Genomic DNA, 13,592 nt, shown 5'->3' on the forward strand with positions numbered 1-13,592 from the left:
CCGCGCTCAACCGATCTCGGCGATCCTCGGCATCAGGTCGTCGCCGAGACGCTTCACGAAGCCGGCCGGATCCGGATTGCCAGGCATCGGGCCGACGTTGATCATCGAAACACCCAGCGCGGCATAGCGTTCGAGCGTCCGTAAGTACCCGTCGAGGTCCGCGAACGGATCCGCCAACAGCCCCACGGTCTTGCGAATCTCGGCGGGATCACGGCCGACCGTCGCGCAATGCCGGTTCAGCACGTCGATCTTGTGCTCGAGCTCGTCGGGTTCGGAGACCGTGCTGTTCCAGACATCGGCGTACTCTGCGACCAGCCGCAGCGTCTTCTTCTCGCCGGAGCCGCCAATCAGGACCGGCGGGCGCCGAATCGGTTGCGGCACGCAGATCGTCTCGGCCAGCTGATAGTGCTTGCCGTGGTACGGGTCGTTGTCGTCGCTCCACATCTGCCGGCATATCTGCAGCGTCTCTTCGAGCATCTCGAACCGATCCCGCAACGGCGGATACGGGACACCCAAGGCGACGTGCTCGCGCTCGTACCAAGCGGCCCCGATGCCGAACATCGAGCGGCCCTGCGAGAGTACGTCGAGGGTGCTGACGGTTTTGGCCAGCAGGCCCGGGTAGCGGTAGGTGACGCCGGTGACCAGCATGGCCAGCTCGATCGTGGACGTCTGCCCCGCCAAATAGCCCAGCGACGTGTAACCCTCCAGGAACGGATCCTCAGCGCGCCCAACGGTTTCCATTTGGAAGAAATGATCTGCCAGGGTGAACAGCGTCGCGCCGATGTCTTCGGCGGCCTTCGCGGTTGCCGCCAGCGTCGGCGCCAGTCGGGCCGGATGTTCCGGGAGGAAGTCGATGAAGTGAATAGCCAATTCCATTGGCGCGTCCTTTCACTAGTCGGTCAAGCGCTCGAGCAGCGACAACGCCTCGAGTATGACGCGGCGCTCCCTGTCCGAGTACTGCTCCTGCATGGCGCGGGCCAGCCATTCACCGCGCAGCTTGCGGTGGTTCTCGGCGAGACGACGCCCGGCGGCGGTCAACGAGATCACTTGCCGCCGACCGTCTTCCGGGTCAGGCGCCCGCCGGATCAAGCCGTGCCGATCAAGTGCGGCCAGCGTGGCCGCCATCGACTGGGGACGAACCCGCTCGGCGCCCGCCAGCACGCTGGCCGACGACGGCCCGTCCTTCCACAGTCGTGTCAACACCGCCGTCTGCGACGGCGTGAGGTCGTCGTCGGTGGCAACCTCGCGCATCCGGCGTCGCAATCGGCTGAAAAACACCCGCAGATCGCGTGCCGCCCGCATCGCAGACTCGCTCGGCCCGTCCATACCAGCCACCGTACACTAGACAGGCTGAACTGAACAGTTCAGGCTGGCTACGTCACGCTCCGCCGAACTCCGGACGCGGGACCGAACTCAATGCTGCCAGCGGAATGTGCGGCTCGACGGTGCCGCCGTCCATCGACCATTGCTGAGCCTGGTTGTACTGGATGGGGGAGTCGTGGCCCACCGGATAGTTTGGCACTGGAAGCGTCCGGTGAAAAGGTCAACGAAAAAGTACTGGATGGTGCGCACGGCCAGGAAATACTGCTCTCCGACGGTCGTCAGCGACGCGAGTGGGTGCCGGCGGACGTAGCCCGCGGTCCACTCTTCAATGGCCGCCACACCGTCGGGCGCCACGTCTGTGCCACGATCCACGGCGAGCATGTTAATCACGGTTCCGCATCTGGGGAAGGCTTTTGTGAAACTGGCCGGAGTAAGCAGGCGGCCGCTGGGCCGTCCCGGTCAGATGCCCGTCACCGGCTCGCGGTTGCGCATCCGCGAATTCCTACAGAAACCCCGGGACGCGTAAAGAGCCGTAGTCTACAAACGGTTTCGATGACACGCGCCGACAGCGTGCAGCAACTTATTCGGCGGTGCCGACGCGCTGACCCTGCGGGACATGGTGCGATGCCCCGCTAACCTCGCCATCAGCACCGAGGTGCCGGACGCCAAGCTCTTGTTAACGATAATTTCGTCCTTTACGGTTGACTGCATGGTTCCGACCGCGTCGTTGTGGGCGGCGGGCAGCCTGGCCGCGGCGGCCACGCTCGGGCTGGCCGGCGCCGCGCACGCCGATCCGAATCCACCGTCGCCGCTGCCGGTGTTCAGCCCGGCGCCGAGTGACTGGTCGCCCAACGTCGACATCTGGCCGTACAACACCTTCACCTATCGGGTGACCCCGAGATGGTCAGCGGCATGTCGGACTCCTGTCAGTGGTTCAACGCGCAGTTCGATCCGCTGATGGGTCAGATCAACGAGTTCAACCGCAACCTCGGGGACCACCACGAGAACTATTCGGGCGGTGTGCAACGCGAGGCCGACGCCGTCGTCGCCAATATCGACCAGTCGACGGCGTTCCTGGCACCCCGGGTCAAACCGCTGATCGTCACCAACAACCCCGACAACTTCGGCCTGTACTCGCCGATCTACGGCGGCGAATCGATGACCAGCGTGGCGTTTCAGCTGACCCGTATCGGCACCAGCATCAAAAAGAAAGACCCGTCAGGCGTCACCCACGCCAACATCGTGGCGGCGACGGGATGGGGCAACGCGATCCGCGATTCGGGGGCATGCAACTGATGACCAGTACCGAGACTGACGAACTGGAAGCCGAGGCGCAGACGAAGACGAGGAACCGCAAGAGCCGCAAAGGCGGCCGCGCAAGATACGCCGGTGGGTTGCCTCCGGTGTGCTTGCCGCCGTACTGGCCGGAGCCGGCTACGAAGGTTGGCTGCTGTTTCAGCACCATCAGGTCAAGGTCGCCTCGGCCCAAGCACTGGACGCCGCAACCAAATACACGCTCGCGCTGACCAGCATCGACACCAACGCGATCGACAAGAACTTCGCCGACGTTCTCGACGGCGCGACCGGCGAGTTCAAAAACATGTACACCCAGTCGAGCGCACGGCTGCGACAGACGCTGGTGGACAACAAGGCTGCCGCACACGGCACCGTCATCGAAGCGGCCGTGAAATCGGCCACCAAGAACAAGGTCGAGGTTGTGCTGTTCGTCGATCAGTCGGTGAGCAACGCAGCCGCACCTGAACCGCAATTGGACCGCAGCCGGGTCACGATGACCATGGAGAAGGTCGACGGCCGATGGCTGGCCAGCAAGGTCGACTTGCTGTGAGATATGCGGCGCGCGTTGCTATGTCGCGTCGCCACGCAATTCCCAGAACCGCGTGCTTTCCTCTTGGGGGCCGGGCTGGGTGTGAACCCAGATCGCCAGGACGATGGTGATGATCACCCATCCGATGACGGCGGTCGGGATGGCCCAGGCACGCCGGATGAGCAGCGCCGTACCGCATTTGCCGGCTACGTCGCCGCCGGCATCGGCGGCCTGGGTCAGGTTGGCGCTGAAGCCTCTCCCGCAGGTGATCTGGACTCCGTAGTGGTCGAACTGGTCGAGATAGACCGGCCACCACAGCGCCAGCAATCCGACGGCGATCAGCAATACGGCCACCACGCCGGCGAAGAAGTGGCTGTGGCTCAGTTGTCGCACGGTTACTCGGTCACCTCCTTTCAAATCAGCTTGCGCCGCCGCCGGATTCGGCTGCGCACGTCCGCCAGCAGCACATAGCTGCCGGCCTGCCGGATGAACTTGGGCAGAAACCGGTTGACGAATGCCACCAACAGAAACAGGTATTCAAAGCGGCGCTGCTGACCGGGCGTCCACGAGACCTGCAGCGCGTCGCGGAAAACCGGAGCGAGAAACCCGGTCGTCAAGAACCGCAGCAGCGGGACGAAGATACGCAGTGGTGGCGTGATCATCCGCAAGTTGATCAGGTCCTGCAGGTACCCCCGCACGGTGTCGTCGAGCACCACGCGCCCGCAAGCCTCGTTCCAGTACCGGTCGAAATCCACACGGGTAGCCGGCCATTGGTCCTCAGTGACCTGCAGTGTGGTACCCAGCGTGAACGCCGAGCGGTAGAAGTGCTCGGCGAGCTCGCCGGTCAACTTGCCGCGCAGCAGCTCGTAGGTGTCTTCCAGCCCGACGAAAAGGCAAGCCGCGACCCACATCTGCAGATCGCGGTCGAAGCCGCTGTACCTTACGGGGCTGTCCGGCCCGGAGCGGACCTCCCGGTGCGCCACGTCGACGGCGTCACGGAAGGCGTCCCGGTCCTCGGGACTGCCCAGAATGGCCACCGCCAGATAGCTGAACGTGGTGCGGGCCCGCTTCCACGGGTGTTTCATCAGGCTGCCGGATTCGACCTTGCTCTCGATCACGCCGTAGCCGACCCCGGGCCAGGACAGCTGCATCACGACGTTGGCGGCCCCGGCGGCGAACGACCAGAAGTCGAGTGCGTCGGCCACCGTGGCCGGGCGGTTGTCCCAACGCGCGGTGCGGCGGGTGATGTGAATACGGGTATCGGCCGTGGTCAGCGGCGCTCCGGCTTCGGCGGTCATGTCATGCAGACATTGGCGAACAACAAAACCGGCCACGAAACGATCGATCCAAGGAACGACACCACCAGATCGGCCCCGTGCATCTCGTGCAGATGATCGGTGTGTGTCGTCGACCAGACCACGCCGACCAGCAAGTATGGCGTACCGACGATCAAAGCGAGCCCGATCAACTCGGCGATGGTGATCTGGAAGCCAAGCACCTGGCGAACCTTCTCCAGCATGTGCGTCCCTCCGACAGGTAAACCCCGGCACCGTCGTCCCCGGCGTCGGAATAGCAGCTATGTTAATGGAGGTTCTGACCCAAGGGTAGGTTTCCGGACCGTAAATCTGACGCTAGGGTGAGGCGGTGACGACACCTCGCGCCGAGTCGGCGACGCAGGTACGCCGACGGCCGAAAGACCGCAAGGCGCAGATCGCGCGGGCGGCGGCCGAGGCGTTCAGTGCGCAGGGGTACCACGCGGTCAGCATGGAAGCCATTGCGGCCAAGGTCGGGATTTCAGCGGCGGCGCTGTACCGCCACTACTCGAGCAAGTACGACCTGTTTCGCGGCGCGGTGCTCGCGCTGGGCCAGCAGCTGGTCGATTGCACCGGTTTCGCCGACGCCGAGCCCGTCGACGCGGACCCGGCGGCAACGTTGGAGCGCTTGGTCGATGCGCTGATCGACCTGGCGTTGGCCAACCGGGAGTCCGGCGGACTGTACCGCTGGCAGGCCCGTTATCTGCACGGCGAGGACGAGTCCACGCTGGCCGATCAGCTGCGGCTGGTCAACCGCCGAATTCAGCGGCCGCTCATGGCAATTCGGCCGGCGCTGAGCTCGACGCAGCGGTGGATGCTGTCGGCGGGGGTGCTCAGCGTGATCGGCAGCATCGTCGACCACCGGGTCCGGCTGGCGGACGACGAGATCCGCACGTTGATGGCCGAAGCCGCGTTGGCAATGCTCGCCACCGAGCTTCCGCACCCGGACGACCCCATCGCCCGTCCGGCGGCCTGGCGGATCTTCGCGTCGGATGCCGGCGTGTACGAGGCCCTGCTGGGCGCGTCGATGGTGTTGTTCAGCCACCACGGCTATTCCGAAACCAGCATGGCGCAAATCGCTTCCGCGGTCGGCATCCCGGTGTCGGGCATCTACCGCTACTTCTCCGGCAAGTGCGAGATCCTCTCGACCGGGTTGCGGCGCGCGGCCGACCGGGTGTCCGGTCACTTCTCGGCGATCCTGGCCGGTGTCAGCGACGCGCGCCAGATGCTCACCACGTTGATCGAGGCCTACGTCGCGACGTCGTTCGCCAACCCCGAACTGGCTGCCATCTACTACACGGAGCGGGTCAACCTGACCCGGACCGACCAGGAACTGCTGCGCGACGTGCAGCGGTCGACGATTGACTCCTGGACGCGGCTGCTGGAGGCGGCGCGGCCGGCGTTGACGGCAGCGCAGGCGCGGTTTCTGGTGCACGCCGCCATGGCCCTGGTGGTCGATCTGGGCCGGCTGGTGCACTACGAAGACTCGGCCGAGCAATCCGCCTACCCGCAGGCATGCGTGCGAAAGTTGATGCAGGCTACGCTTTTTGGCCGTTGCGAATAACGTTCCCGCCCAAATACGCTACGTACCCGATCAACCCGACGATGGCCAGGCTGCGGGTCTGTCGACTGGAAAAGCCCAGTCCCAGAACGGTTTCGATACCACCGTTAGCATAGATGTGCTGACGGGTGTTACGTGGGAATATCGGCTTGGTGATCGGCTCCCACAACCGTGGACTGGTGAAATGGGACACCCCGGCGCCGGCCAATCCCAGACCGGAGAACCGGGCCAGACGATTGCTCTTGCGTGACATGGGTCTCCTTAGGCGATTGCGTAGTCGTCCAACGGGAATCGCGATCCGTCCCGAACCGCGTTGCGCACTGAGGTCGGCCGCAGCAGGGTGGCCTCGCCGCTGTGGTTGAAGTAGTAGGACCGCGACGTGGCACAGTCGCCGGCGTAGAACACCGAGCTGTCCAAATGGCGGGTCATGCGATCCAGGAAGCGTGCGTTGGCCTCTTCGGTCACCTCGAAAGTCGTTGCGCCCCTGCGCTTGACCTCACCGAGCAGCCGGTCCATGTGGCGCATCTGGTATTCCATGGTGTTGAAGAACGACAGTCCGGAGAACGCGTACGGGCTGGCCAGGCTCAAGTAGTTGGGGAAGTACGGGATGGACACGCCCTGATAGGCCTGGAACCTGTTCTCCCGCCACCACTTGCCCAGGTTGCGGCCTTCGCGGCCGACCACCTCGATGGCCGGGAAGTTGGCGTCCCACAGGTCGAATCCGGTGGCCAGGACCAGCGTGTCGATGACGGCCTTGGTCCCGTCGTTGGTGACGATGCCGTCCGGCTCGATGCGGTCGATGCCGCCGGTCTCCAGGTGCACATGCGGTTTGGTGAAGCTGCGGTAGTAGTCGTTGGACCAGCTCGGCCGTTTGCAGCCGATGTCGTAATCCGGGGTCAGCTTCCGGCGCAACTCCTTGTCCCGCACCTGCACGAACCGGTGGATCTTGCACAGGTCCATCGCGGCGATGGACAGCCGGCGGAAGTAGCGGTAGTTCAGCACGCCGGTGAACGTCATCAGCTCTAACAGGTTGTCGGTGAACCACCGCACCGCCCGCTGGGTGAGCGGGACCCGGGCGAAGAGCCGCTGCACGGCGGGGGAGATCCGGAAGTCGATCTTGGGCGCCACCCAGATCGCGGTGCGCTGGTACACGGTCAGGTCGGCGACCGTCTTGGCCAGTTCGGGAATGAGCTGGATGGCCGTGGCACCGGTGCCGATCAGGCCGACGCGGCGGCCGGCGAAGTCGTAGCTGTCGTCCCAGGCCGTGGTGTGGATGATCCTGCCCTCGAAGGAGGAGATGCCCGGGATGTCCGGCGTGTGCGGCTGGGACAGGAAGCCGGTCGCGGTGATCAGGAAGCGGGTGGTCAGCGTATCGCCGCTGGCCAGCGCCACCCGCCAGATCTGCGAGTCTTCGTCCCAGCGCGCCCCCTCCACCGCGGTGTTGAACCGCATGTAGCGGCGGACGTCGTACTTGTCGGCGACGTGGTCGGCGTACTGCTTGAGCTCGGGGCCCGTCGCGAACAACCGCGACCAGTACGGGTTGGGCTCGAACCAGTACGAGTAGGTGGTCGACGGGATATCGACGGCCAGACCCGGATACCGGTTGACATGCCAGGTGCCGCCCAGATCCTCCTCGCGGTCGAGGATGACGAAGTTGTGGTAGCCGAGCCGTTTGAGCTGGATCGCGGTGCCGATACCGGCGAAGCCCGCACCCACGATGACGAAGTCATACTGTGGTGAGTCCATGACGCGACTATACAGAACCCGCGGTACCGGATAGTAGACGCAGCGCCGCATCGACGGCCATCGCCGGCACGTCGAGGCTCTTGGCCCCCAGGTCGTGTCGCGCGCCGGTGATCTCGACAACCTCGGTCGGTGCGGGAATCAGCGCGGCGGCATCCCACACCTCGTCGGGGGTGCCGAAGGGGTCCGACGTGCCGTGGGTGAGCACCGTCGGCACCGCGATGTCCGGCAGGTGCTCGGTGCGCGGGCGGTCCGGCTTGCCGGGCGGATGAACCGGGTAGGAGAACAGCGTCAACAGGTCCACCGGCGCGTCCCCGGCGGCCACCACCATCGATGTCTGCCGACCGCCGTAGGAATGCCCGCCGGCGATCAGCGGTCCGCCGGCGAGCTCGCGACACACGGTGATCGCCTCGACGATGCCGGCGCGGTCGGTGCCCGCCGAACCGGACGGCGGTCCCTTGGGTCTGCGCCGGCGGTAGGGCAGGTTGTAGCGCACCGCCAGCCAGCCACGCCGCGCCCATTCGTCGCAAACCCGTTGCAGTAGAGGAGATTCGCGGCTGCCGCCGGCACCGTGCGTCAGCACCACCACACCCGACGGGCTGCCGGAAGGTTCGTGCGCGACGCCGGCGATGACTTCGAGGCTCATTGGCCGAGCCTGAACAACGGCGATACCGGACCGTGGCCGTGGCCGAGTGGGTAAGAAGCGCGCAGACATTCGGTCACCCAGTCCTTGGCGAACGCGACGGCATCGGGAACGGGGTAGCCGTGCGCGAGCGCACACGCGATCGCGGCGGCCAGCGTGTCCCCGGAGCCGTGGTCGTGGATGGTGTCTACGCGCGGCGACTCGAACTCGTGAAAGTCGTTGCCGTCGAATAACAAATCGGTGCTGCACTGCGAGCCGCGCAGATGCCCGCCCTTCACCAGCGCCCACGTCGGCCCGAGGTCGTGCAGCGCGCGGGCCGCCTCCCGCTGAGACTCGGCGTCTGTGACCTCGACATCCACCAGCAGCCGCACCTCGTGCAGGTTGGGCGTGACGAGGGTGGCCAACGGAAGCAGTTCGGCGCGAAGCGAATCCAGGCCGCCCGCGTCCAGCAGCGGATCGCCGTGCATCGACGCGCACACCGGGTCCACCACCAGCGGCGCGCCATCCGGGGCATGGTCGCGCCACGCCGAAGCGACCGCCTCGATGATCTCGGTGGACGCCAGCATGCCGGTCTTGGCGGCCTGCAACCCGATGTCGTGGCACACCACCTCGATTTGGGCCGCGATGACGTTGCCGGGAACCTTGTGAAAACCCTTGACGCCCACCGAGTTCTGCACTGTCACCGCAGTCACCGCGCACAGCGCATGCACTCCCAGCAGGGTGCAGGTGCGCACGTCGGCCTGGATGCCGGCACCGCCGCCGGAGTCCGACCCGGCGATGGCCAGCACCCGCAGCGGCGTCGCGCCGGGCGGTGCCAGCGGCAGGTATTTCACTGTGCGATCGGCAGATACACCCGATTGCCGTGCTCGGCGAACTCGGCCGACTTCTCCGCCATCGCGGCTTCGATGGCCTCCTCGCTGTCGAGTCCGTGCGCGGCGGCGTAGTCGCGGACATCCTGGGTGATGCGCATCGAGCAGAACTTCGGCCCGCACATCGAGCAGAAGTGCGCGGTCTTGGCCGGTTCGGCCGGCAGTGTCTCGTCGTGGAATTCCCGCGCGGTGTCGGGATCTAGCGACAATGCGAACTGGTCGTTCCACCGAAACTCGAAGCGCGCCGTGGACAACGCGTCGTCGCGCTCCTGCGCGCGGGGGTGACCCTTGGCCAGATCCGCTGCGTGCGCGGCGATCTTGTAGGCGATCACTCCGTCCTTGACGTCCTTGCGGTCCGGCAATCCCAGATGTTCCTTGGGCGTCACGTAGCACAGCATCGCGGTGCCGGCTTGGGCGATGATTGCCGCGCCGATCGCCGAGGTGATGTGGTCATACGCTGGGGCGATGTCGGTGGCCAGCGGGCCCAGCGTGTAGAACGGCGCCTCCTCGCACAGCTCCTCCTCCAGCCGCACGTTCTCGACGATCTTGTGCATTGGGATATGCCCCGGCCCTTCGATCATCACCTGTGCGCCATGGGCTTTCGCGATCTTGGTCAGCTCACCCAGGGTGCGCAGCTCGGCGAACTGCGCGGCGTCGTTGGCGTCGGCGATCGAGCCGGGCCGTAGCCCGTCGCCGAGCGAGAACGTCACGTCGTAGCGGGCGAAGATGTCGGCCAGCTCCTCGAAATGCGTGTACAGGAACGACTCCTGGTGATGCGCCAGGCACCAGGCCGCCATGATCGACCCGCCGCGCGACACGATGCCGGTGACCCGCTTGGCGGTCAGCGGCACGTAGCGCAGCAGCACCCCGGCGTGCACGGTCATGTAGTCGACACCTTGCTCGCACTGCTCGATCACGGTGTCGCGGTAGATCTCCCAGGTGAGCTCGGTCGGATCGCCCTTGACCTTTTCCAGCGCCTGATAGATCGGCACGGTCCCGACCGGCACCGGCGAGTTGCGGATGATCCACTCGCGGGTTTCGTGGATGTCCTTGCCGGTGGACAGGTCCATGATCGTGTCGGCGCCCCAGCGGGTGGCCCACACCATCTTGTCGACCTCCTCGGCGATCGAGGACGTGACCGCCGAGTTGCCGATGTTCGCGTTGACCTTCACCGCGAACGCCTTGCCGATGATCATCGGCTCGCTCTCGGGGTGGTTGTGGTTGGCCGGGATCACCGCGCGGCCGCGGGCGACCTCGTCGCGCACCAGCTCGGCGGGCATGCCTTCCCGCAAGGCGATGAACGCCATCTCCGCGGTGATCTCGCCGTTGCGGGCCCGCTGCAACTGGGTGCCGCGGTCGCGCACCACGCCGGGGCGCGGCGGCAGCCCGCGGTGCACGTCGATCACCGCGTCGGCGTCGGTGTACGGCCCCGAGGTGTCGTAGAGGTCGAAGTGCTCGCCGTTGGATAGGTTCACCCGGCGGAACGGCACCCGGGCGCCGTCGGCGAGCTCGCGGTAGATCTTGGTGCTACCGGCGATGGGGCCGGTGGTCACGGTTGGTGCAGTGCTGTTTGACGTGACGGTCATTCCTTCTCCCTACGCCGGCATTACCCGGTCAGGTTCATACGGTCGACGGCCCCCGAGCCGTCCTCTCAGCTCACTTGGGTGAGCTCCCGCGGTGTTGGATTACGCGGCTCCTCTTCGGTCCGTTACCCGGACCTCATCGTCACCGCGTGGATTAACGGACGGTACCCACGCTAGCGCAGTCGGTGGCAGGTATCGGGAAAGAATTCGACCGCAATCATTTGTATAGCTAACATATGTGTTTCGTGGTGACCGAAATGACCCGGGCTGCCGACCCCGGACGCCGGTTGCGCGTGCAGCGCGACCATCCGTTCTACAAATGGGTCGCGCTCTCCAACACCACACTTGGCGTCCTGCTGGCCACCATCAACTCCTCGATCGTGCTGATCTCGCTGCCCGCGATCTTCCGCGGCATCGGGCTGAACGCGCTGGATCCCGCCAACGTCAGCTACCTGCTGTGGATGCTGATGGGCTACCTGTTGGTGAGCGCCGTGCTGGTGGTGTTCTTCGGCCGGATCGGCGACATGTACGGCCGCGTGCGCGTCTACAACCTCGGTTTCCTGGTATTCACCGCCGCCGCCGTCGCGTTGTCCATCGACCCGTTCCAGCTCAAGGCCGGCGCGCTGTGGTTGATCGGATGGCGGGTGGTGCAAGGCGTCGGCGGCGCAATGCTGATGGCGACGTCGTCGGCGATCCTGACCGACGCGTTCCCGGCCAACCAGCGCGGAATGGCGTTGGGCATCAACCAGGTTGCCGCGGTGGCCGGATCGTTCATCGGTCTGGTGTTGGGCGGGCTGCTCTCGGAGTGGGACTGGCGCGCCATCTTCTGGGTCGGGGTGCCGATCGGGCTGGCGGGCACCATCTGGGCGATGCGCTCGCTGCACGAACTGGGCGACACCAGCCCGGCCAAACCGGACTGGGCCGGCACTGTGACGCTTGGCGTCGGGCTCACCGTGCTTCTCACCGCGATCACCTACAGCATTCAGCCGCACGGTGATTCGGCCACCGGCTGGACGAACCCGTGGGTGCTGGGCGCCATGGTTGCCGGGGTGCTGGCGATGACGGCGTTCTGCGTCATCGAGTTGCGTGTGCCCCACCCGATGCTCGACATTCGGCTGTTCAGAATCACCGCCTTCGGCACCGGCAACCTCGCCGGGCTGATGTCCGCAGTGGGCCGCGGCGGCCTGCAGTTCATGCTGATCATCTGGCTGCAGGGCATCTGGCTGCCGCTGCACGGCTACAGCTTCGAATCCACCCCGCTATGGTCGGGCATCTACCTGCTGCCGATGACGGTCGGTTTCCTGGTGGCCGGTCCACTGGCCGGCTCACTCGCCGACCGGCGCGGAGCCAGGCCGTTCACGGTCGGCGGAATGCTGTTGATGGCAATCACTTTCGTGCTGCTGATGACAATCCCGGTCGACTTCAACTACTGGGTGTTCGCGGCACTGGTCTTCCTGAACGGGTTCGGCGGCGGCATCTTCACCGCACCCAACACCGCCGTCATCATGTCCAGCGTTCCCGCCGATCAGCGCGGGTCGGCCTCGGGCGTGCGGGCGACGTTCTTCAACGCGGGCACCTCGCTGTCGATCGGCATCTTCTTCTCGCTGATGGTCATCGGGCTGGCCAACTCGTTGCCGGGCGCGATGAGCGCCGGTTTACAGCAGCAAGGGGTGGCGCCGTCGGTGGCCCACCAGGTGGCGCACACGCCGCCGGTCGGCAGCCTGTTCGCGGCGTTCCTCGGCTACGACCCGATCGCCGAGCTGCTCGGACCGTCCGGGGCCCTGCGGCAGCCCGGGGTGGCCGCCGACGTGTTGACCGGCCACACCTTCTTCCCGCTGCTGATGTCCGGGCCGTTCCACACCGGGCTGACGGTGGTGTTCAGTGCGGCGACGGTGATGATGCTGCTCGGTGCGTTGGCGTCGCTGGTGGCGCCGGGACGCTACGCCGCCGAGGTGCTGCCCCCTGGCCGGTTCGACTCCCGGGTGGAATGATTTCTTAACGTGCAGAAGGCGATGATCGCCGAACCCAGGACCTACGCGAACGTGGGCATGTTCCGGTTCTGGTTCGTGGGCCAGCGCTGGGAGTGGTCCGACGAGGTGGCCCGGATGCACGGCTACGAGCCCGGGTCGGTGGAGCCGACGACGGAACTGATGCTCGCGCACAAGCATCCGGAGGACCGGGCCCACGTGCAGGAGATACTCGACCGCGCGCTGCACGGCGGCGGCACGTTTTCCAGCCGCCACCGCTTCCTGGACACCGCCGGCAATGTGCACCACGCGATCGTGGTGGGCGACCGGATGACCGAGGAGACCGGCGCCGTGGTGGGAACCGAGGGCTACTACATCGACCTGACGGACACCTTCCAGGAGACCCGCCAGGAGGTCCTCGACGAAACGCTGCCTGACCTGGTCGAGGCCCGGGCGGTGATAGAGCAGGCCAAGGGTGTCCTGATGGCCATCTACCGGGTCAGCGCCGAGCAGGCCTTCGGCGTCTTGCGCTGGCGATCGCAGGAGACCAACAGCAAGCTGCGCGCGCTGGCCACGCAGTTGGTCGCCGAAATCCAAACGCTGCCACCTCCGTCGGCCCGCGTCCAAAGCGAATTCGACCATCTCCTGCTGACGGTCCACCAGCGGGTATCCGGCAACTCCGGCACTTAGTGGTCTGGGTCGGAATTTCGGTGACGTATTTGCGTGTGGCGTTTAGGCGGCTGGCGTCAGCTGAGCGTTCTCGTG

General features: G+C 65.9%; 13 protein-coding genes, 4 pseudogenes and 1 riboswitch. Of the genes and pseudogenes, 5 read left to right on the forward strand and 12 right to left on the reverse strand.

From position 1 onward, the window contains the following. Positions 1-6: 6 nt before the first annotated feature. The 4 genes and pseudogenes from AWB95_RS18520 to AWB95_RS18535 all read right to left on the reverse strand — a co-directional run. A complete protein-coding gene (locus AWB95_RS18520; protein ID WP_062540098.1) occupies positions 7-876 on the reverse strand; it encodes an LLM class F420-dependent oxidoreductase in 870 nt (289 codons plus the stop codon). Positions 877-891: 15 nt separating this feature from the next. Then, the gene (locus AWB95_RS18525; RefSeq protein WP_062540099.1) at positions 892-1,326 is read right to left on the reverse strand and encodes a MarR family winged helix-turn-helix transcriptional regulator; all 435 of its coding nucleotides are present in this window, start codon (positions 1,324-1,326) and stop codon (positions 892-894) included. A gap of 52 nt (positions 1,327-1,378) precedes the next feature. Beyond that, a pseudogene (locus tag AWB95_RS18530) lies at positions 1,379-1,522 on the reverse strand (mannan-binding protein); the annotation flags it as partial. Then, a pseudogene (locus tag AWB95_RS18535) lies at positions 1,516-1,704 on the reverse strand (hypothetical protein); the annotation flags it as partial. The pseudogenes AWB95_RS18530 and AWB95_RS18535, both read right to left, overlap by 7 nt. A 328-nt stretch (positions 1,705-2,032) precedes the next feature. Between AWB95_RS18535 and AWB95_RS18540 the strand changes: the two are divergent. After that, positions 2,033-2,619 (forward strand): annotated as a pseudogene (locus AWB95_RS18540) (hypothetical protein). A gap of 70 nt (positions 2,620-2,689) precedes the next feature. Continuing rightward, positions 2,690-3,169 (forward strand): annotated as a pseudogene (locus tag AWB95_RS18545) (Mce protein); the annotation flags it as partial. An 18-nt stretch (positions 3,170-3,187) separates the two neighbouring features. Here the strand turns inward: AWB95_RS18545 and AWB95_RS18550 are convergent. The 3 genes from AWB95_RS18550 to AWB95_RS18560 are packed head-to-tail and all read right to left on the reverse strand — an operon-like array spanning position 3,188 to position 4,667. Further along, the gene (locus AWB95_RS18550) at positions 3,188-3,541 is read right to left on the reverse strand and encodes a hypothetical protein (RefSeq protein ID WP_232315678.1); all 354 of its coding nucleotides are present in this window, start codon (positions 3,539-3,541) and stop codon (positions 3,188-3,190) included. Between the two features lie 20 nt (positions 3,542-3,561). Then, a complete protein-coding gene (locus AWB95_RS18555; protein WP_062540101.1) occupies positions 3,562-4,446 on the reverse strand; it encodes an oxygenase MpaB family protein in 885 nt (294 codons plus the stop codon). Next, positions 4,443-4,667, reverse strand: a complete 225-nt coding sequence (locus AWB95_RS18560; RefSeq protein ID WP_062540102.1) for a hypothetical protein — start codon at positions 4,665-4,667, stop codon at positions 4,443-4,445. The genes AWB95_RS18555 and AWB95_RS18560 overlap by 4 nt, the downstream gene beginning before the upstream one ends. A 125-nt stretch (positions 4,668-4,792) precedes the next feature. Between AWB95_RS18560 and AWB95_RS18565 the strand changes: the two genes are divergently transcribed. Then, on the forward strand, positions 4,793-6,025 hold the full coding sequence (locus tag AWB95_RS18565; protein WP_062540103.1) for a TetR/AcrR family transcriptional regulator: 1,233 nt from the start codon (positions 4,793-4,795) through the stop codon (positions 6,023-6,025). Here AWB95_RS18565 and AWB95_RS18570 read toward each other — a convergent pair. The 5 genes from AWB95_RS18570 to thiC form a co-directional block, all read right to left on the reverse strand. Further along, positions 6,000-6,275, reverse strand: a complete 276-nt coding sequence (locus AWB95_RS18570) for a hypothetical protein (RefSeq protein WP_084707119.1) — start codon at positions 6,273-6,275, stop codon at positions 6,000-6,002. The genes AWB95_RS18565 and AWB95_RS18570 overlap by 26 nt on opposite strands. A gap of 8 nt (positions 6,276-6,283) precedes the next feature. Then, positions 6,284-7,768 carry a flavin-containing monooxygenase gene (locus AWB95_RS18575; RefSeq protein WP_062540104.1) on the reverse strand — a complete coding sequence of 495 codons (1,485 nt, stop codon included), beginning with the start codon at positions 7,766-7,768 and terminating at the stop codon, positions 6,284-6,286. 7 nt (positions 7,769-7,775) lie between these two features. Continuing rightward, positions 7,776-8,411 carry an alpha/beta hydrolase family protein gene (locus AWB95_RS18580; RefSeq protein WP_062540105.1) on the reverse strand — a complete coding sequence of 212 codons (636 nt, stop codon included), beginning with the start codon at positions 8,409-8,411 and terminating at the stop codon, positions 7,776-7,778. Further along, entirely contained in the window at positions 8,408-9,241 is an 834-nt protein-coding gene (gene thiD / locus AWB95_RS18585) for a bifunctional hydroxymethylpyrimidine kinase/phosphomethylpyrimidine kinase (protein ID WP_062540106.1), read from the reverse strand. Before thiD ends, AWB95_RS18580 begins: the two co-directional genes overlap by 4 nt. Then, entirely contained in the window at positions 9,238-10,863 is a 1,626-nt protein-coding gene (thiC, locus tag AWB95_RS18590; protein WP_085168494.1) for a phosphomethylpyrimidine synthase ThiC, read from the reverse strand. The genes thiD and thiC overlap by 4 nt, the downstream gene beginning before the upstream one ends. Continuing rightward, positions 10,853-10,963, reverse strand: a riboswitch (TPP riboswitch). Its footprint overlaps the gene before it by 11 nt. Before the next feature lie 154 nt (positions 10,964-11,117). On the opposite strand from thiC, the gene AWB95_RS18595 reads away from it, so the two are divergent. Both AWB95_RS18595 and AWB95_RS18600 read left to right on the forward strand, forming a co-directional pair. After that, positions 11,118-12,851 carry an MFS transporter gene (locus tag AWB95_RS18595; RefSeq protein WP_062540108.1) on the forward strand — a complete coding sequence of 578 codons (1,734 nt, stop codon included), beginning with the start codon at positions 11,118-11,120 and terminating at the stop codon, positions 12,849-12,851. 21 nt (positions 12,852-12,872) lie between these two features. Further along, entirely contained in the window at positions 12,873-13,517 is a 645-nt protein-coding gene (locus AWB95_RS18600; RefSeq protein WP_062540109.1) for a PAS and ANTAR domain-containing protein, read from the forward strand. The last annotated feature ends 75 nt before the right edge of the window (positions 13,518-13,592 follow it).

The sequence above is a fragment of the Mycobacterium celatum genome, assembly GCF_002101595.1.
In the GTDB taxonomy this organism is placed as follows: domain Bacteria; phylum Actinomycetota; class Actinomycetes; order Mycobacteriales; family Mycobacteriaceae; genus Mycobacterium; species Mycobacterium celatum.